The organism is Yersinia sp. LJYL362 (assembly GCF_048323875.1).
On record NZ_JBLWEX010000241.1, the window covers coordinates 1 to 20,614 of the forward strand.

Below are 20,614 nucleotides of genomic sequence, written 5' to 3' on the forward strand. Positions count from 1 at the left end.
GTTTAATCAGAAAACTTTAGGATGGGCAACTGCATCTAAACAATAAATAAAAATGAGTTGTTAGGATGCCCAGTAAAAGGAAATTTATTATGACGTTAAAAATGGGTCGCGTGAAATGGTTCAATCAGTCCGAAGGCTACGGTTTCATTTCACCCCACGACGGTAGTTTGGATGTGTATGTCAACAAGACAGCCATTGCCAACACCAAAAACAAATCACTGAGTGAAGGGCAGGACGTTGAATTCTCTACTTATCGTAGTATTCACGGGCCGTCAGCAGCAGATGTGATCGCTTTCTAAGTAAGCGGTGAGATAATCGCTTCTAAAGAAACGGCTACCCAAGGGTAGCCGTTAGTTTTTTGGCCTCTGTTCGACATTTTTTTCTGTCGCCGGGCCTTTTGCAGGTGCTTCTATTTGTTTTTGCGGTTTAGTTGCTGAAGTTAGCAAACAGCGCAATAATTTTATGGAATACTTTCATTTTTTACTCAATGTGCATGATTGTGTGATGTCAGTCACAAAATATTACTCCTCACAATTCAACATATCAATAACAAAACCAACATTTATTACCCCTACTACGGGTTGTATTGACTTATCTTGAGATTGATTAACATCACTCTTTGTTATCAATAGCAGATAGGCGTGATGGCATCGGAGCAGTTAACCTGCATCAGCGGATATGGTATCCTCGACCACTTTCCTGCTGGCTAAACTCCATTCTGGAGGATGTATGGACCACCGTTTACTCGAAATCGTTGCCTGTCCTGTCTGCAACGGTAAGTTGTACTTCAATAAAGAAAACCTTGAGTTGGTATGCAAAGCGGACAATTTGGCTTACCCGGTGCGTGATGGCATCCCGGTATTGTTAGAAAATGAAGCCCGCCCACTGTCCATTGATGAGAAGCACGCATGAGTTTCATTGCTATAATACCCGCCCGTTATGCTTCAACCCGCCTACCTGGCAAGCCACTGGCTGATATTGCGGGTAAACCGATGGTGGTGCATGTGATGGAGCGGGCATTGGAGTCAGGTGCTTCTCGGGTGATTGTGGCAACAGACCATCCGGAAGTGGTGAAAGCGGTTGAGGCGGCGGGCGGTGAAGTATGTCTGACCCGGGCCGATCATCAATCCGGTACCGAGCGCTTAGCGGAGGTCATTGAGCATTATGGTTTTTCCGATGATCAAATTATCGTCAATGTGCAAGGGGATGAGCCATTGGTGCCGCCAGTGATTATCCGTCAAGTTGCTGATAATTTAGCGGCTTGTCGTGCAGGTATGGCAACATTGGCCGTGCCTATCGAAAGCAGCGAAGAAGCTTTTAACCCTAATGCCGTGAAAGTGGTGATGGATGCACAAGGCTATGCGCTGTATTTCTCGCGCGCCGCTATTCCGTGGGAGAGAGAGCGTTTTGCGCAGTCTAAAGAAACCATTGGTGATTGTTTCTTACGCCATATTGGTATTTATGCTTATCGCGCCGGTTTTGTGCGCCGTTATGTTAATTGGACACCGAGTCAACTTGAGCAAATCGAGCTGTTAGAGCAATTGCGAGTGTTGTGGTACGGTGAAAAAATTCACGTTGCTGTGGCAAAAGCAGTACCCGCAGTTGGCGTTGATACTCAAGAAGATTTGGATAGAGTTAGAGCCATTATGCTCAATAAATAATTATTGTTCAGATTTCTACGCCAGGCTTATAGGGTCTGGCGTTATTATTCCTACCTTTTTATCCCATTCTATTCTGATCCTGCTGGTTTGATTTTAATTGTGGATGTTATTTGATCTGCATTCTGGAAATATTCAGCCCATCATCTCATTATGAATTATCTATTTCGTCAGATAATCGGACAAAGCCTTATGGAACAGCTGAAAGCTGAGTTAAGTGTCGTGCTTGGGGAGTCTATTACCCGCCTTGAACGCATCAGCGAGCAGCCCTATGCCCACCTGTATGCGATGTATAATCAGCAGGGGCAGGCTATCCCATTGTTGGCAAAGAGTTATGTCTGTCAGGGGATTGCGCAGCAAGAGGCCTATAAACTGTCAATGCTCTCACGGGAAGGCGATATCCGCTTGCCGACGGTGTACGGTTTAGTCATGACCCACCAATCCCCTTATAAAGAAATTCTGTTGATGGAGCGTTTACGTGGCGTGTCGGTAGAGGCGCCCACTCGGACAGGTGATCGCTGGAATGCGTTGATGGATCAGATAGTTGAAGGCGTATTAGCCTGGCACCGGATTGATAGCCATGGCTGTGTCGGCAATGTTGACAGCACCCAAGAGAATGATTGGTTTAGTTGGTATCAGCAACGGGTTGAAGTGCTATGGGCCACGTTGTCTAATATGAATTCACCGCTAATGACTTTGGAAGATCGGGCGGTGCTTTATCGTGCTCGGGCATCACTAAATAGACTTTTCGCCGGTTTTGACGACAGTTCGGTACTGGTTCACGGCAATTTGACTTTACGCAGTATGCTCAAAGATCCCCGCAGTGACCAACTGTTGGCGATGCTCAACCCCGGCCCGATGCTATGGGCTCCAAGGGAGTATGATTTATTCCGCCTCAGTGAAGAGGGGATGCCAAGTCAGTTATTTTATCGCTACCTCAATAAAGCGCCGGTTTCGGAATCCTTTGTGGCGCGCCGCTGGCTCTATACCCTGTGGGAACTGGTTTCCCGTTTTATTCATACCGGTAATCTGGACCGCACATTATTCGATAATGCAGCGAAGCAACTTCTCCCTTGGTTGAACTAAATTATTCATCATTTTTGTTGCCCGTGAATTTTTGCCATATCAGCCCCATTGTTTCATACCAGGCGCGCTCGGAATGGCCTAAATAGGTTGCAGCCGGAATAGTGCGCTCCCAGCTGTGCAATGGGGTAGTAATGGCTAACTGATTGGCCGGGGCCGGAATAGGATGTAACCCTTTGGCTGTAAAAAACTGAATCGCTCGAGGTAAATGGCTGGCTGACGTCACCAACAAAAAAGGTTTATCACCCACCAATGTTGCCACTGCTGCCGCTTCTTCAACCGTATCTTTTGGCTGCTCCAATGCAATAATATCTGCCGCCGGAACCCCTAAACTTTCCGCTACCTGTGCCGCCGTTTTCGCACTGCTTTGGCTGTTCGGACCCGCACTGCCAGTAAATACCATTTTGGCGTTAGGATGGGAGCGATATAGCCGGATCCCCTCCGTTACCCTCGGCAAACTATTTGCGAATAAATTAGCGCTTGGCGCCCAATTCGGATTAAACGTGTAGCCGCCACCGAGGACAACAATGTAATCTACCGGGTCATTTCCCTGATAGGTGGCGTATTGTTTTTCCAGCGGCAATAACAGGCGATCGGCGACCGGTTGCAGGCTAATAAGCAATAATACCAGCCAACTGAGTGCGAAAAGCGTTTTGCCGCTTTTTTGCCAGCGGGTAAACCACAATAGGATTAACGCCAGCCCCATAACGATAAGCAGAAAGGGCAGTGGCATTAATAAGCCGCTGACAAACTTTTTTAGGGTAAAAAGCATAAAAACAGGGACCTTTTGGCTGAAAAAACGGCATTTGGCGATGATTACGGGTCAAGAAGATTTATTCTAAGTCAGGCTGTGCCAAAATAGCAGGTTGGTAGTCATTCTTTTTGCTGTAGCCATTGATTTGCGAGTCTCTATCAAGCAAGAGCGGCAAATCAATAGTTATAGCGGAGCAATTGTCCATGCAGGATCGCAATTTCGATGATATTGCCGAGAAGTTCTCGCGCAATATCTACGGCACGACGAAGGGAATGATCCGTCAGGCGGTGGTGTGGCAAGATATCACCGGGCTGTTAGCGCAGTTGCCGCAACGCCCGTTACGGATTTTAGATGCAGGTGGTGGTGAAGGGCATATGGCTTGTCAATTGGCGGCATTGGGCCATCAGGTTCTATTATGTGACCTGTCTGCCGAGATGATCCAGCGTGCGAAAGTTGCGGCTGAAGAAAAAGGTGTGAGCCACAACATGCAATTTGTACAAAGTGCGGCTCAGGACATCACCCAACATTTAGCACAGCCCGTTGATCTGATATTGTTCCATGCGGTTTTAGAATGGATTGCAGAGCCACAACAAGTTCTGCAAATACTTTTTAATGCGTTAAACCCAGGTGGCGCGTTATCGTTAATGTTTTTCAATGCCAATGGGTTGGTGATGCGTAATGCGGTATTGGGTAACTTTCAGTTGGCGATACCGGGCGTTAAAAGGCGTCGGCAGCGCTCGTTATCACCGCAGTACCCTTTAGATCCCCCGACGGTATATGGTTGGCTTGAGCAAATGGGTTTATCCATTAGCGGTAAGACGGGAGTGCGGGTGTTTCACGATTATATGAAAAATAAACAGCAACAAGTCGATGAGTTTGCTGAATTATTGGCGTTGGAACAGCGCTATTGCCGGCAGGAGCCCTTTATCAGTTTAGGGCGCTACGTGCATGTTATGGCGTTTAAGCCGAATCTGAAGGACCCATTATGAGTGAATTTTCCCAGACAGTACCCGAACTGGTCGCCTGGGCGCGGAAAAATGATTTTTCGATTACTCTGCCTACAGAGCGTCTGGCCTTTCTTATGGCTATTGCTACCTTAAACGGTGAGCGGCTGGACGGCGAAATGAGCGAAGGCGAGTTGGTTGATGCATTTCGTCACGTCAGCAAAGGTTTTGAACAGACCACAGAAACCGTGGCAGTGCGTGCTAATAACGCCATCAATGATATGGTGCGCCAGCGTTTGCTTAATCGCTTTACCAGTGAAATGGCCGATGGCAATGCTATTTATCGCCTGACTCCATTAGGCATTGGCATTACAGATTATTATATTCGTCAGCGCGAGTTTTCCACTCTGCGGCTGTCGATGCAGTTATCGATTGTGGCACAAGAGCTGCAACGGGCAGCAGAAGCAGCAGAAGAGGGCGGTGACGAATTCCACTGGCATCGTAACGTCTTTGCCCCACTTAAATATTCAGTTGCTGAAATCTTTGACAGCATCGATATGACACAGCGCTTGATGGATGAGCAGCAGCATAGCGTCAAAGAAGATATTGCGGCGCTGCTGAATCAAGATTGGCGTGCCGCCATTGCCAGCTGTGAAATGCTGTTGTCAGAAACCTCCGGCACACTGCGTGAGTTGCAAGATACGCTGGAAGCGGCAGGGGATAAGCTTCAGGCGAATTTATTGCGTATTCAAGAAGCGACTATCGGTAATGCGGGCTTGGATCTGGTTGATAAGTTAGTCTTTGATTTACAAAGTAAACTTGACCGTATTATCAGTTGGGGCCAGCAGGCGATTGATCTGTGGATTGGCTATGACCGTCATGTGCATAAGTTTATCCGTACTGCGATTGATATGGATAAAAACCGGGTATTCGCCCAGCGTTTACGCCAGTCAGTGCAGAATTATTTTGATAACCCTTGGACTTTAACCTACGCCAATGCAGATCGCTTGCTGGATATGCGCGATGAAGAGTTGTCGTTGCGTAGTGAAGAGGTCACCGGGGAACTGCCACCGGATCTGGAATTTGAAGAATTTAATGCCATCCGTGAGCAGTTGGCCGCCATGATTGAACAGGCACTGCTGGTATATCAACAGCAAAAACTGCCGCTTAATCTGGGGGAAGTTATGCGCGATTACCTCGCGCAATATCCGCGTGCTCGTCATTTTGACGTGGCTCGTATCCTGGTCGACCAGGCAGTTCGCCTTGGTGTGGCCGAAGCCGATTTCTCAGGATTACCCGCTGAATGGCTGGCAATCAATGATTACGGAGCCAAGGTGCAGGCACATGTCATCAACAAATATTGAAGTAGTAATGCCGGTTAAGCTGGCTCAGGCATTGGCCAACTCATTGTTTCCGGCACTGGATAGCCAGTTGCGTGCAGGCCGTCATATCGGTATTGATGAGCTGGATAATCATGCTTTCCTGATGGATTTTCAGGAACAATTAGAAGAGTTCTATACCCGCTATAACGTGGAGTTAATTCGTGCACCGGAAGGTTTCTTCTATTTGCGGCCACGTTCTACCACTCTTATCCCGCGCTCGGTGTTATCTGAGTTGGATATGATGGTGGGCAAAATTCTTTGTTATCTGTATCTCAGCCCGGAACGTCTGGCTCATGAAGGTATTTTTGCCCAACACGAGTTGTACGAAGAGCTGCTGAGCCTGGCCGATGAGAGCAAATTGCTGAAGTTCGTTAATCAGCGCTCAACCGGCTCGGATTTAGATAAGCAGAAGTTACAGGAAAAAGTACGAACGTCACTTAATCGGCTGCGTCGTTTGGGCATGATTTACTTTATGGGCAATGACAGTAGCAAGTTTCGCATCACTGAAGCCGTATTCCGTTTCGGTGCTGATGTACGCAGTGGCGATGATCCACGTGAAGCTCAGTTGCGTATGATCCGCGATGGTGAAGCCATGGCGGTCGAAAATAGTCTGTCACTCCATGATGAAAGCGATGAAAGCGACATCACCATGGGTAATGCAACGGACAGTGCAGAGGATGAACAGGAATGATTGAACGCGGTAAATTTCGCTCACTGACCTTGGTTAACTGGAATGGTTTCTTTGCCCGAACCTTCGATCTTGATGAGCTGGTCACCACCTTATCAGGGGGGAATGGTGCGGGTAAATCCACCACTATGGCGGCTTTTGTCACTGCATTGATCCCAGACTTGACCTTGCTGCACTTTCGTAACACCACCGAAGCCGGTGCTACCAGCGGCTCTCGTGATAAAGGTTTGCACGGTAAATTGCGCGCTGGCGTGTGTTACTCCACGTTAGATGTGGTCAACTCCCGCCATCAGCGGGTGATTGTCGGGGTACGCCTGCAACAAGTCGCAGGGCGTGACCGCAAAGTTGATATAAAACCTTTTACCATTCAAGGCCTTCCGACGGCGATTCAACCCACACAGATCCTCACTGAAGTTGTCGGTGAGCGCCAGGCGCGCGTGTTGTCACTGCAAGAGTTGAAAGAAAGTGTTGAAGCCATGGAAGGGGTGCAGTTTAAGCAATTTAACTCCATCACCGATTACCACTCACTGATGTTTGATTTGGGGGTGATTCCAAAACGTCTGCGCTCTTCTGCTGACCGCAGCAAGTTCTATCGTTTGATTGAAGCCTCATTGTACGGCGGTATTTCCAGCGCGATTACTCGCTCGCTGCGCGACTATTTATTGCCAGAAAACAGCGGGGTACGTAAAGCTTTCCAGGATATGGAAGCGGCGTTACGCGAAAACCGTATGACCCTTGAGGCTATACGTGTTACTCAGTCCGACCGTGACCTGTTTAAGCATCTGATTTCCGAAGCGACCTCCTACGTTGCCGCTGACTATATGCGCCATGCCAATGAGCGGCGCATTCATCTGGACGGCGCTTTGGTATTGCGGCGTGAGTTGCTGGCCAGCCGCAAACAACTGGTGACCGAGCAGTATCGCCATGTCGAGATGTCTCGTGAGCTGGCGGAGCAAAGTGGGGCTGAGTCTGATCTCGAAACTGATTATCAGGCCGCCAGCGACCACTTGAGTCTGGTGCAAACTGCGATGCGCCAGCAGGAAAAAATCGAGCGCTACCAAAGTGATTTGGAAGAGCTGACTTACCGGCTGGAAGAGCAAAATGAAGTTGTCGCGGAGGCCAGCGAACAGCAGGCTGATAACGAAGCTCGTGCCGAAGCCGCTGAGTTGGAAGTGGATGAGCTGAAAAGCCAGTTGGCTGATTATCAGCAAGCGCTGGATGTTCAGCAGACCCGTGCCATTCAGTATCAGCAAGCATTACAAGCATTGGAACGTGCTCGTGCGCTGTGCCAGTTACCTGAACTAACGGCGGATAACGCCGAAGATTGGCTGGAGACTTTCCAGGCCAAAGAGCAGGAAGCCACCGAGGCGCTATTGCAACTTGAGCAAAAGCTGAGTGTGGCTGATGCCGCACACAGCCAATTTGAGCAAGCCTATCAGTTGGTGGTGGCTGTTGCCGGTCAGGTTAGTCGCAGCGAGGCCTGGCAAACTGCCCGCGAATTATTGCGTGATTGGCCGTCGCAGCAACATTTGGCCGAACGCGTTCAGCCATTGCGCATGCGTTTGTCCGAGCTGGAGCAGCGTTTACGCGCGCAGCAAGATGCCGAGCGCTTGTTGCAAGAGTTCTGCAAACGTCAGGGGCAAACCTATCAACCGGAAGAGCTGGAAGAGCTGCAACGTGAGTTGGAATCAACAGTTGAAGAGCTTTCTCTCAGTGTCAGTGATGCCGGTGAGCGGCGCATGGAAATGCGTCAGGAACTCGAGCAAATTAAGCTCAAAATTCAGGAATTGACGGCGCGGGCTCCGGTTTGGCTGGCGGCACAAGATGCCCTGAGCCAACTGAGTGAGCAGAGCGGTGAAGCGCTGGAAGACAGCCGTCAAGTGACGGAATATATGCAGCTGTTGCTGGAGCGCGAGCGCGAAACTACGGTCGAGCGTGACGAAGTGGCGGCAACCAAACGGGCTATCGATGCGCAGATTGAGCGCCTGAGCCAGCCAAGTGGTGCTGAAGATTCACGGATGATTGCGTTGGCCGAGCGTTTTGGTGGCGTGCTGTTATCCGAGATTTACGACGATGTCACTCTTGATGATGCGCCATACTTCTCCGCGCTGTATGGCCCGTCTCGCCACGGTATCGTGGTGCCTGATTTGTCATTGGTGCGCGACCAATTGGCAGGGTTGGAAGATTGCCCGGAAGATTTGTATCTCATCGAAGGGGACCCACAGTCATTTGATGACAGTGTTTTTGCTGTCGACGAACTTGAAAAAGCGGTAGTGGTGAAAATTGCCGATCGCCAATGGCGTTATTCGCGCTATCCCGAAGTGCCATTGTTTGGCCGTGCGGCTCGTGAAAATCGGCTAGAAGCACTGTATCAAGAGCGTGATAGCCTGGCAGAGCGCTATGCGACGCTGTCGTTTGATGTGCAAAAAACGCAACGTTTGCATCAGGCATTCAGCCGGTTTATTGGTTCGCATCTCGGCGTGGCATTTGACTCTGATCCAGAAGCTGAGATTCGGTTGCTGAATACCCGCCGTGGCGAAATCGAACGCGCTCTGAACGCGCATGAAGAAAGAAATCAGCAACAACGTCAGCAGTTCGAGCAAGCCAAAGAGGGTATTTCATCCCTTAACCGTTTGATCCCGCTAGTTTCATTGCTGCTTGATGACACCCTGACTGATCGTGTTGAAGAAATCACCGAAGAGCTGACAGAGGCACAAGAAGCGGCGCGCCATATCCAGAAACACGGCGCGTCCCTGACTAAACTTGAACCGCTGTTGGCGGTATTGCAAAGCGATCCGCAGCAACATGAGCAGTTAAAAGAAAACTATACGCAGGCGCAGAACAGCCAGCGTCAGGCCAAGCAGCAAGCATTCGCCTTAATTGAAGTGGTGCAGCGCCGCGCGCACTTTGGTTATACCGACTCTGCGGGCATGTTGACTGAAAACTCTGATCTCAATGATAAACTGCGTCAGCGCCTGGAACAGGCAGAAGCGGAGCGCACCCGTGCCCGTGAGCAGTTACGTCAATATCAGGCGCAGTTTACTCAATACAATCAAGTGCTGGCGTCACTGAAAAGTTCATATGATGCCAAACGTGACATGCTCAAGGAGTTGAGTCAGGAGCTGGTGGATATTGGTGTTCAGGCCGATGCTAATGCCGAAGCCCGTGCCCGTACCCGTCGTGATGAACTGCATGCCGCACTAAGCACTAACCGTTCGCGCCGTAATCAGTTGGAAAAACAACTGACCTTCTGTGAAGCCGAGATGGACAGTTTGCAGAAGAAACTGCGTAAACTGGAGCGGGATTATCACCAGATTCGTGAGCAGGTCGTTAATGCGAAAGCGGGTTGGTGTGCGGTGATGCGCATGGTGAAAGATAATGGTGTTGAGCGCCGTTTACATCGCCGAGAGCTGGCCTATATGGATGGCGATGAGCTGCGTTCTATGTCGGATAAGGCGCTGGGGGCATTGCGTCTGGCGGTCGCGGATAATGAGCATTTGCGCGATGTGCTGCGTATGTCTGAAGATCCCAAACGGCCTGAGCGCAAAATCCAGTTCTATATTGCGGTGTATCAGCATCTGCGTGAGCGTATCCGTCAGGATATTATCCGCACTGATGACCCAGTTGAAGCCATTGAGCAAATGGAGATTGAACTGGGCCGTTTGACCGAAGAATTGACCGCCCGCGAACAGAAACTGGCTATCAGCTCGAAAAGTGTGTCGAATATCATTCGTAAAACCATTCAGCGCGAGCAGAACCGGATTCGTATGCTGAATCAGGGCTTGCAAGCGGTGTCATTCGGCCAGGTTAAGAGTGTACGGCTGAATGTGAATGTGCGTGAAGCCCATGCGACCTTGCTTGATGTGCTGTCTGAGCAGCAAGAGCAGCATCAGGACTTGTTCAACAGTAACCGCCTGACCTTCTCGGAAGCGCTGGCAAAACTGTATCAGCGCCTGAACCCACAAATGGATATGGGCCAGCGTTTGCCGCAAACCATTGGTGAAGAGTTACTTGATTACCGTAACTATTTAGAGCTGGAAGTTGAAGTTAACCGGGGTGCAGATGGCTGGCTACGTGCCGAGAGTGGCGCACTTTCTACCGGTGAGGCTATCGGTACCGGTATGTCTATTCTGGTGATGGTGGTACAGAGCTGGGAAGAAGAGTCGCGCCGTTTACGCGGTAAAGATATTTCGCCGTGCCGCTTGCTGTTCCTCGATGAAGCTGCGCGTTTGGATGCGAAATCCATCGCAACATTATTTGAGCTGTGTGAGCGGCTAGAAATGCAATTAATTATTGCCGCGCCAGAAAATATCAGCCCAGAGAAAGGGACTACCTATAAGCTGGTGCGAAAAGTCTTCCAAAATCATGAGCATGTACACGTGGTGGGTCTGCGTGGTTTTGCAAATGAAATACCCACATTGCCATCGATACCTGTTGAGCAATGACGGAATGGTTAATTATTGTTCAATAAGAACGTCATAATAATTAATTCTCTTAAATGGTCGCCTGGCGGCCATTTTTATTTGTTGCGACATTTGAGGGTTATATTTTATAACCAGAGAAAATCTGTTAGCGTAACGTAAATGGCTAAATTTAGATTATTAGGCAATCAGTCGCATTTCTTTTTGTATAATAATCTTAATACCCAAAGAGGGTGGTGTTGCAGTCAACGAATGAAAAGTGCTGAGCTGATACCCGTTAATCATTCGGGTAACAGAGCCGCTAACATGCTGCGACTTCAGGGACGAAGGGTAACGACAAACTATGACGTACTTTGATAAGCATACCGGGGGCATAGAATGTCGGTAGAGAAAAGAAATCCGCAACGCGTATTAGCATTATATTGCGCTTTGATTTGTAGTGTGATGCCCATATTTATTGTACCGGCTACAGTAGCAGCCACAGCGCCTGTCATGCCGGTAGATGCGTCTTCAGCGCAGACGCCATTGCCGCAGAGCATGTCGGTGGCACAAAGCCAATCTCAATTATTAGCAGTGCTACCGAAAAACGTCACGCCATTCTATTCTTCTGAATTGGCGGTGCTCTATGCCGCAAATCATATGCAGCCTATGTGGCAAGACCGGGCGGCGGTTCAACATTTCCAGCAACAATTAGCGGAAGTGGCACTTTCCGGTATCCAACCACAATTTATGCAATGGGTGAAATGGCTCAGTGATCCGGCCATTACCGGCTTGGCGCGCGACGTTATTCTGTCCGATGCGATGCTGGGCTATTTGCACTTTATCTCAGGCGTTGGTGCTAATGGCAGTGTCTGGCTATACAGCAACGTGCCGTACAAGATGGCAATGCCACCTGCTACTATCCTAAATCGTTGGCAGCAAGCCGTGCATGAGGGAACCACAGCACCCTACCTGGCGTCATTGGCTCCTCAGCATCCTCAATATGAAAAAATGCATGAAGCACTGAAAGCACTACTGGCAGACCGCCGTCCATGGCCGCAAATGGCCAATGGCCCGAGCTTACGACCTGGCCAACTCAGTGACGATATTCCTGCTCTGCGGGAGATTCTTGACAGAACCGGCATGTTGCATCCGATCGCGTCGCCACCGGTACAAACGCCAGAAGTTATCCCGGTTGATAATCCGGCGGTAGCGGTGGTGAATGATGACCTTTCTGTCGATGAAGAGAAAACCCGCGCCCAGGCCCACAGTTTGGTGGTGAGCCCATCAGCAGCACCGATTGCAGATACACCGGTTACCGGTGGCGCGGTTGCTCCACCCTCTGCCCCTGTGACGGCGACAGTGACTGACAATGTCTACACGCCAGAGCTCATGGAAGCCGTCAAACGTTTCCAGCGCTGGCATGGGCTGAGTGATGATGGCGTTATCGGTGCCCGGACGCGTGAATGGTTGAATGTTTCTCCACAAACACGGGCGACACTGTTGGCATTGAATATTCAGCGCTTGCGCATTTTGCCGGGGCGGGTGGATAACGGCATCATGGTTAACATCCCAAACTATTCGCTGAATTATTATAAAAATGGTGCAGAGGTGCTTTCATCCCGAGTGATTGTGGGTCGCCCAAGCCGTAAAACACCCTTAATGAGTAGTGCGCTGAATAATGTGGTGGTGAACCCGCCGTGGAACGTGCCGACCTCTCTGGTGCGTCAGGATATCGTGCCAAAAGCGCGTTATGACGCCAGCTATTTCCAGCGCCATGGTTATACCGTATTGTCCGGTTGGAGCAATGATGCCGAAGTCGTCGACCCTTCGATGATTGACTGGAGTATGATTTCACCGAACAATTTCCCATACCGCTTGCGCCAGGCACCAGGTGCCAGCAACTCCTTGGGGCGGTTCAAGTTCAATATGCCAAGTTCTGATGCTATCTATCTGCATGACACGCCAAACCATGGCTTGTTCCAGAAAGATATTCGTGCGCTGAGCTCAGGTTGTGTTCGGGTAAATAAAGCCTCTGATTTAGCCAATATGCTGTTGCAGGATGCAGGCTGGAATGATGCTCGGGTATCCTCGACCTTGAAACAAGGCGATACGACTTATGTCAACATCCGCCAACGGGTCCCGGTACAACTCTATTACCTGACGGCATGGGTGGCTGATGACGGTAAACCGCAGTTTAGAACAGATATTTACAATTATGATCTGACGGTGAGATCAGGTTCACAAATCTCCCATCAAGCCGAGCTTTTGCTGCAATAAATGCAGTAAAACTCAATAACTAATGGTCTCAATACTGGGTTGTCTTATGGGCGCTCCTCAGTGAGCGTCCTATAAACCTGGACTAAACGCACAGTGAATGCGAACTGCATATGGGTTGACTGGCTCTCCGTAGGCGGTTAAGGTTCGGGACGGCACATAGATACCCAAAGTCATTGGGGTTGCGGCCAACATAGTTGCAGCTTCAAGTAATAAGGGGGCAGTGCTTACTTTTGACATTTTTGCCGAGTATTAACAGAGATCATGGATAAAATTGATAATTATCGCCGTAAATGGCTAGCGTTAGGCGGGGTAGCACTCGGGATGTCGCTGCTCCCAGGGCAAGCATTTGCTACCCTTTCTACCCCTCGCCCACGCATCTTGACCCTGAATAACCTGAATACAGGTGAGTCTATAAAAGCCGAGTTTTTTGACGGCAGAAGTTATAACAAAGATGAACTCTCCCGTTTAAATCATTTATTCCGCGATTATCGGGCCAATAAAGTCAAAACCATCGATCCACGCCTCTTTGACCAGCTATACCGTCTGCAAGGCCTCCTCGGTACAACTAAACCGGTACAGCTGATTTCGGGTTACCGCTCGCTTGATACGAATAATGAGCTGCGCGAACGGAGCCGTGGTGTGGCCAAACACAGTTTTCACACGCAAGGGCGGGCGATGGATTTCCATATTGAAGGTATTCAATTGAGTAATGTCCGTAAAGCGGCATTAAAAATGCGCGCAGGTGGTGTAGGATATTACCCTCGCAGTAATTTTGTGCATATTGATACTGGGCCAACACGAACCTGGTAATACGTATTTTTATGCCAGTGCTTTGAATCTATGCCCAAGGCACTGGGGTTGGAGCTTTATGAAATATCAAATTATTCCAGTGACGGCCTTTAGCCAAAATTGCACACTTATCTGGTGCGAAGAAACAGGGCAGGCCGCCCTTGTTGACCCAGGTGGTGACGCTGCCAAGATCATTGCAGAAGTTGCTCATCACGATATTAAGGTTAGCCAGATTTTATTAACCCACGGTCATTTGGATCATGTGGGGGCCGCTGCTGAATTAGCCGCACATTTTCAGGTGCCTATTTATGGGCCAGAAAAAGAAGATACCTTCTGGCTGGAGGGGCTACCCGCTCAAAGCAGAATGTTCGGGTTGAGTGAATGTGAGGCCTTCACGCCAACTCGTTGGCTGGAAGAAGGGGATAAAATCACTGTAGGCGCAATCGAACTAGCAGTATTGCATTGCCCAGGACACACTCCGGGGCATATTGTCTTTATCGATAAAAAAGATCGTTTGGCATTAGTCGGGGATGTTATTTTTAATGGTGGTGTTGGGCGCAGTGATTTTCCGCGTGGCGACCATCAGCAATTGATTCATTCTATTCGGACCAAATTGTTACCTTTGGGTGACGATATGACGTTTATTCCAGGCCATGGCCCGATGTCAACACTCGGGCATGAACGGCAGACTAATCCGTTTATACGTGAAGAGCCCGCTGTTTGGTGAGAATGACAACTTTGAGTCATAAGCATCTGGCATTAGACAGCATTAAGTCACAAGGAAGGCACCGCGAGGTGCCTTTTTTATATTATATTTAATCATTGTCAAAGCATTTTGTGAACTCATAATCAGCTATTTATGGAGACTACAAACATAATGGTTGCGTTCAGCCTATAAAATTGGCCTCTGTGATATTGATAAGACGCAACGGATAAAAAGATATAAATGATATTGACCCGGCAGGATTTTTACTGCCGTTTTGAGTTCGTAAGAATACGAGCGCCTTTCAATGGAATCCACTATGCCACTTCGTCGTTTCAGACTGAATAAGTTCCTGTCCCGGCTCTGTTTTTCCTCTATGGTATTATTGTTATTTCTGCTGTTGGGTGCGGTCATGATTTATGCACAAACAAAAGCCAATATGCATCAGGTGGCGGAGGCTAAGTTATTACAAGGCAGGGAACGATTCGACCAAATATTTAGTAATTTACAGCATGCTGCTACTCAAGTAGAAACAGGATTAGGAAAACCTTGTTTACAAGTGGTGCAGAACTTACGGGATCAAGTTGTCTTAATACCGGATGTGCGTTCTGTTTCGTTGACCAAAGGCAGTAACATTTATTGCTCGTCAATATATGGCCCACTTTCTACCCCTTTTGATTTAGATGTGTTTGTTGGTGGGCAATTAGAGTTAATGTCAGGTAATGATGTGACACCTGATCGCGCTTTGATGGTTTACCGACATGCTCGAGGCGATTACAGTATTCTGGTCGCTGTTGATGGCTATTATCTGCGTAGTATTCTTAATTTATTGAGTAGCGATATCGAGTTACAACTCAGAGTTGGTGATCAATGGATGGATGCGGCCGGGAAAGTGCACTCTGGCCACCCGCCGAATGGCGGAGAACCGCTATACCTGGCCTCAGAGAAGTATGCTTACTCCTTAAGTACGAACCTGTCTAATCAACAATATTTGGCTTACGCGTGGCAATATGCCCGAAGCAACTTAATTTTCTTTATATTAATCAGTGTTGGGTCAGCTGCACTTGTCTTCTGGTTATCTGGAAGGGCAGCATCGCCGACTCAGATATTAAAACAGGCATTAGACAATAACGAATTTATTCCTTATATGCAGCCGATCGTCAGTGGTAAGGAGCAATGTTGGATTGGTTGTGAAGTTCTCATGCGCTGGCAACACCCGACGCAGGGGTTAATTCAGCCGAATCACTTTATTCCGATGGCGGAAGACAGTGAACTTATCGTGCCGATGACTCGTGCTATTATGCAACAAGTCAGCGCAAAATTTGCGCCTTACGTGAATCAATTACCTGAAGGTTTTCACTTCGGCTTTAATATTAGCGCCAATCATTGTCGTGATCTCAGTCTGGTGGATGACTGCCGTAATTTTATTCAGGCTTTTGGTGGGAATAAAATTAACATTACGCTGGAATTAACCGAGCGGAAATTGATTGTTGCCGATGCGATAACAGATAAATTATTTGCTGAACTTCATGCCTTAGGTGTCTTTATCGCGATTGATGACTTTGGTACGGGCCATTCTAGCCTGACTTATTTGCAGAAGTTTAAAGTCGATTTCCTCAAGATTGACCAAAGTTTCGTCGGTATGATTGGATCAGATGCTTTGTCGAGCCATATCGTAGGAAATGTTATTGATCTTGCGACTCGGCTGGGGCTGCAAACTATTGCCGAGGGAGTCGAAAATGAAACTCAAATGCATTATTTACAGGCCCACAATGTGGATTACCTGCAAGGGTATATGTATGGGCGACCTATGCCAATGACCCAATTTGCCAAGTATTTGTTCCATTAAAATGGTCAGCAAGTGGATAAAATAAAAGGGCGCCTTAGGCACCCTTTTTATGGTCAGTCACGGTGACTTAGTTAGAGCACCGCAACAATAGCTTCGCACAATGGCGCCATATTATCTGGCGTCATACCGGCCACGTTAACACGGCCAGAATTCACTGCATAAACGGCGAACTCATTGCGCAGACGTAGCACTTGCTCTTTGGTCAGGCCACTGAATGAGAACATACCATTCTGGTTGATGATAAAGCTGAAATCTTGCTTAGCACCTTTTTCTTGCAAGGTGTTAACAAACAACTGGCGCATACGATGAATGCGTTGGCGCATATCAGTCAGTTCTTGTTCCCAAATAGCCCGCAGCGCTGGGTTACTCAGAATGGTCGCAACCACTGACGCACCGTGAGCGGGTGGGTTGGAATAGTTAGCACGGATAACCGCTTTAACTTGGCTAAATGCGATATCAGCTACTTCGCTGTTTGCGGCAACAACGGTACAAGCGCCAACACGTTCATTGTACAGACCGAAGTTTTTGGAGTAAGAGCTGCAAACGATCAGTTCTTGATGCTTCGCGGCAAAAATGCGCAAGCCCTGGGCATCTTCTTCCAACCCTTTGGCAAAACCTTGATAAGCAAAGTCAAACAGTGGCAACCAACCATTAGCGACTGATAGTTCAGCTAATTGGCTCCACTGTGCTTCTGTTGGGTCAATTCCCGTAGGGTTATGGCAGCAGCCATGGAACAACACGACATCACCTGCTTGGGCTTCTGACAGGCTATTTAAGAGCCCATCGAAGTCCAGTGCATGGTTAGCGGCATCATAATAGGCATATTCAACCACTTCCAAGCCAGCAGCAGCGAAGATGTTTTTATGATTTGGCCAGCTTGGATTACTGACCCAGACACGTTTGGCGCTGGTCTGATGGGCGATAAAATCGGCCGCGATACGCAGGCCACCCGTACCACCAGGTGTTTGAGCAGTGCGTGCACGTTTATCTGCAATAATTGCGCTATCGGCACCGAACAGCAATTCCTGAGTACAGCTGGCGAAAACCGGCAGGCCATCAATACCCAAATAGTTTTTGGTGACTTCATTTTCCAGCAAATACTGCTCAGCTTTCTTTACGCTGGTCAGCACCGGCGTTTTCCCGGTTTCGTCTTTGTAGACACCAATACCCAGGTTAATTTTATGAGGGCGGTCATCCGCGCGGAAAATATCGGTCAGGCCCAGAATAGGGTCCGCAGGTGCAGCAGTGATTTTTTCAAACATGTCAGAGGCTTCCATGGCTTAGCGTTAAGCAAACAGAACCCTCAGGGTAGCGCCAGTTGCGGTCTTTGCCAACCGTTTGCGATAAAAAGAAATGAATGTTGTGAGGCGGGGGAATTCGGGGTGAAAAATCGGCGAAATAGCGCATTCAACAGCGCAATATCCCTATATTAGGCAAGGATAAAAACAAAAAGACAGAGCCGAGGCCCTGTCTTTTTTTAACTTACGTCAGCAGATAAACTGCCGAGTTAAGTTTGACTTAGAACTGGTAAACCAAGCCAACACCAACAACGTTGTCGGTATTCAGACCGTTATTACGAGTGAACTCGTCTTCGTCCAGCAAGTTGATTTTGTAATCAACATAGGTAGACATGTTTTTGTTGAAGTAGTAGTAAGAACCAACAGAAACATATTTCAACAGGTCATGGTTGTCGCCACTCGCGTTATCCAGATCTTTCCCTTTCGACTGAACGTAGCCTAAAGATGGACGCAGACCGAAGTCGAATTGGTATTGTGCAGTGATTTCCAGGTCACGGGTTTTGTTTGCAATGGCATTTGGTGCCAAAGCAGTACTACCGTATGGAGTCAGGTTCTGAGTTTCAGCATACATTACAGCCAAGTATACGTTGTTAGCGTCGTATTTAGCACCAACGTTCCATGCCTGAGCTTTATCGCCAGGAGCTGTGCCTTCTTTCTGCTCTGTAGTACGGTTTGCAGAAGAGAAGCCAGCACCGAAGTTCACGCCGTAGCCGATATCATAAGTAGAAGAGATACCAAAGCCGTCACCATTAGCTTCTTTTACATTAGCACGGTCATTTTTGCCTTGGTATTGCAGGGCAAAGTTCAGGCCGTCAACCAGACCGAAGAAGTTGGTGTTACGGTAAGTTGCCAGACCAGTAGAACGGCCAGTCATGAAGTTGTCAGAGTTGGAGATTGAATCACCACCGAACACTGGCAGCATATCAGTCCATGCGTTGACGTCATAGATTACGCCGTAGTTACGGCCGTAGTCGAATGAACCGAATTCAGCAAATTTCAGACCAGCAAAGCCCAGACGAGTTGCGTTGCCATCTTGTGCGTCGCTACCTTCAGAATTGTTCGCTTGAACGTTGTATTCCCACTGGCCGTAACCGGTCAGTTGGTCAGTAATTTGGGTTTCACCTTTGAAGCCGAAACGAACGTAAGACTTGTCACCGTCTTGGCCAGCGTTATCAGAGAACTGGTGACGCGCGTCAACTTTACCGTACAGGTCAAGTTTGTTGCCGTCTTTGTTGTAGATTTCTGCAGCATTAGCTGCGCCAGCTACTAACAGTGCTGGGATTACTACTGCAAGAATATTGCGCTTCATCATTATTATTACCCTCATTGGTGTTATTCGGACACCTGCCACTGCCGCCAATAATTTTTTTGGAACTATTGTTGAGAGTTTGGTGTCGTCTGTGTCTGAACGCAGTGTTCCATTCACGAGGGTTATAATCCAGACCGAAAATGCTACCAATTACCTGAATATGTTTCATTGGGATACTATGTGTTACTAAATGTAAATATCAGGGAACTTTGTGACTTAGATCGAACTTTAAAAAATGATAAAAGCCAGCTTGGCTGGCTTTTATTTATACAAAAAATATTTTTTTCTAAATGACAAACTTAGAAACTGGCATTTCTCGGTGTCCGTGGGAATGGAATAACATCCCTTACGTTTTGAACCCCAGTTACATATGAGATCAAACGCTCAAATCCAAGGCCAAAACCTGAGTGTGGCACAGTGCCATAGCGACGCAGATCACGATACCACCAATAATCTTCTTTATTGAGGCCCATTTCTGCCAGACGCGCATCCAGCACATCTAAACGTTCTTCACGTTGTGAACCACCGATAATTTCACCAATGCCCGGGGCGAGAACATCCATCGCAGCCACGGTTTTACCATCTTCATTCATACGCATGTAGAATGCTTTGATATCTTTCGGGTAGTTTTTGACCACTACCGGCGCTTTAAAGTGCTTCTCAGCCAAATAACGTTCATGCTCTGAAGACAAATCTATGCCCCAAGAGACATCGTTTTCAAACTTCTGGCCTGAGGCCAGCAGAATTGCAATGGCATCGGTGTAATCAACTTGGGCAAAATCTGAAGTCACAAAACGCTCTAAGCGATCAACCGCATCTTTATCGACGCGCTCGGCGAAGAACTTCATGTCATCGGCACGTTCATTCAACACCGCCTGGAAGACGTATTTCAGCATTTTTTCGGCTAAACCGGCGACATCATCTAATGATGCAAAGGCCACTTCGGGTTCTACCATCCAGAATTCGGCCAGATGACGACTAGTATTGGAGTTTTCTGCACGGAAAGTTGGGCCGAAAGTGTAAACCTTGGATAACGCGCTGGCGTAGGTTTCCCCATTTAGCTGACCGGATACTGTCAGGAAAGCTTCTTTACCGAAGAAATCTTCACTGAAATCGACCGCACCGGTATCAGTACGTGGCAAGTTTTCCAGATCCAACGTCGATACACGGAACATTTCACCCGCACCTTCAGTATCAGATGCCGTGATCAGCGGTGTTGAAACCCAAAAGTAACCGTTCTCATCGAAGAAACGGTGAATAGCTTGTGCCAAAGTATGGCGAACACGAGCCACTGCACCGATCAGGTTAGTCCGCGGACGCAAGTGTGCGACTTCGCGCAAGTATTCGATACTGTGACGTTTTGCCGCCATTGGATAAGTATCGGGATCATCAACCCAACCGACCACTTTGATAGCGGTTGCCTGAATTTCAAAACTCTGCCCTTCACCCGGTGATGCCACTACGGTGCCAGTCACTT

The 20,614-nt window shown here is 48.3% G+C and carries 16 protein-coding genes; 12 read left to right on the forward strand and 4 right to left on the reverse strand.

The window, feature by feature from the left end; translation table 11 throughout:
• Positions 1-89 precede the first annotated feature (89 nt).
• The 4 genes from ACNSO8_RS13745 (at position 90) to ACNSO8_RS13760 (ending at position 2,744) form a co-directional block, all read left to right on the forward strand.
• The gene (locus tag ACNSO8_RS13745; protein ID WP_392434492.1) at positions 90-299 is read left to right on the forward strand and encodes a cold-shock protein; all 210 of its coding nucleotides are present in this window, start codon (positions 90-92) and stop codon (positions 297-299) included.
• Between the two features lie 430 nt (positions 300-729).
• Positions 730-912, forward strand: a complete 183-nt coding sequence (locus tag ACNSO8_RS13750) for a Trm112 family protein (RefSeq protein ID WP_004700032.1) — start codon at positions 730-732, stop codon at positions 910-912.
• Positions 909-1,661, forward strand: a complete 753-nt coding sequence (kdsB, locus tag ACNSO8_RS13755) for a 3-deoxy-manno-octulosonate cytidylyltransferase (protein WP_418394950.1) — start codon at positions 909-911, stop codon at positions 1,659-1,661. Before ACNSO8_RS13750 ends, kdsB begins: the two co-directional genes overlap by 4 nt.
• A gap of 189 nt (positions 1,662-1,850) precedes the next feature.
• Positions 1,851-2,744, forward strand: a complete 894-nt coding sequence (locus tag ACNSO8_RS13760; protein ID WP_418394951.1) for a YcbJ family phosphotransferase — start codon at positions 1,851-1,853, stop codon at positions 2,742-2,744.
• A gap of 1 nt (position 2,745) precedes the next feature.
• On the opposite strand, the gene elyC is transcribed toward ACNSO8_RS13760, so the two are convergent.
• Positions 2,746-3,513 (reverse strand): envelope biogenesis factor ElyC, encoded by a 768-nt coding sequence (gene elyC, locus ACNSO8_RS13765; protein ID WP_418394952.1) that lies wholly within the window; start codon positions 3,511-3,513, stop codon positions 2,746-2,748.
• Between the two features lie 185 nt (positions 3,514-3,698).
• Between elyC and cmoM the strand changes: the two genes are divergently transcribed.
• From cmoM to ACNSO8_RS13805, 8 genes are all read left to right on the forward strand, one after another.
• Positions 3,699-4,484: a tRNA uridine 5-oxyacetic acid(34) methyltransferase CmoM gene (gene cmoM / locus ACNSO8_RS13770; protein ID WP_005159950.1), complete on the forward strand. Its 786-nt coding sequence runs from the start codon at positions 3,699-3,701 to the stop codon at positions 4,482-4,484.
• Positions 4,481-5,803 (forward strand): chromosome partition protein MukF, encoded by a 1,323-nt coding sequence (gene mukF / locus ACNSO8_RS13775; protein ID WP_418394953.1) that lies wholly within the window; start codon positions 4,481-4,483, stop codon positions 5,801-5,803. The genes cmoM and mukF overlap by 4 nt, the downstream gene beginning before the upstream one ends.
• Positions 5,784-6,512: a chromosome partition protein MukE gene (gene mukE / locus ACNSO8_RS13780; RefSeq protein ID WP_032820049.1), complete on the forward strand. Its 729-nt coding sequence runs from the start codon at positions 5,784-5,786 to the stop codon at positions 6,510-6,512. The genes mukF and mukE overlap by 20 nt, the downstream gene beginning before the upstream one ends.
• Complete coding sequence (mukB, locus tag ACNSO8_RS13785) at positions 6,509-10,954, forward strand: chromosome partition protein MukB (RefSeq protein ID WP_418394954.1); 4,446 nt, start codon at positions 6,509-6,511, stop codon at positions 10,952-10,954. The genes mukE and mukB overlap by 4 nt, the downstream gene beginning before the upstream one ends.
• Before the next feature lie 354 nt (positions 10,955-11,308).
• Positions 11,309-13,189: a L,D-transpeptidase gene (gene ldtD, locus ACNSO8_RS13790; protein WP_418394955.1), complete on the forward strand. Its 1,881-nt coding sequence runs from the start codon at positions 11,309-11,311 to the stop codon at positions 13,187-13,189.
• Between the two features lie 261 nt (positions 13,190-13,450).
• The gene (locus tag ACNSO8_RS13795; protein ID WP_418394956.1) at positions 13,451-13,999 is read left to right on the forward strand and encodes a DUF882 domain-containing protein; all 549 of its coding nucleotides are present in this window, start codon (positions 13,451-13,453) and stop codon (positions 13,997-13,999) included.
• A gap of 58 nt (positions 14,000-14,057) precedes the next feature.
• On the forward strand, positions 14,058-14,705 hold the full coding sequence (locus ACNSO8_RS13800; RefSeq protein ID WP_418394957.1) for an MBL fold metallo-hydrolase: 648 nt from the start codon (positions 14,058-14,060) through the stop codon (positions 14,703-14,705).
• Positions 14,706-15,000: 295 nt separating this feature from the next.
• Complete coding sequence (locus tag ACNSO8_RS13805; RefSeq protein WP_418394958.1) at positions 15,001-16,530, forward strand: EAL domain-containing protein; 1,530 nt, start codon at positions 15,001-15,003, stop codon at positions 16,528-16,530.
• A gap of 71 nt (positions 16,531-16,601) precedes the next feature.
• On the opposite strand, the gene ACNSO8_RS13810 is transcribed toward ACNSO8_RS13805, so the two are convergent.
• The 3 genes from ACNSO8_RS13810 to asnS all read right to left on the reverse strand — a co-directional run.
• Entirely contained in the window at positions 16,602-17,792 is a 1,191-nt protein-coding gene (locus tag ACNSO8_RS13810; protein ID WP_418394959.1) for an amino acid aminotransferase, read from the reverse strand.
• A gap of 256 nt (positions 17,793-18,048) precedes the next feature.
• On the reverse strand, positions 18,049-19,137 hold the full coding sequence (ompF, locus tag ACNSO8_RS13815) for a porin OmpF (protein WP_418394961.1): 1,089 nt from the start codon (positions 19,135-19,137) through the stop codon (positions 18,049-18,051).
• Positions 19,138-19,436: 299 nt separating this feature from the next.
• Positions 19,437-20,614, reverse strand: a 1,178-nt coding sequence (gene asnS, locus ACNSO8_RS13820) for an asparagine--tRNA ligase (protein ID WP_418394960.1), incomplete at its 5' end; no start/stop codon positions are given.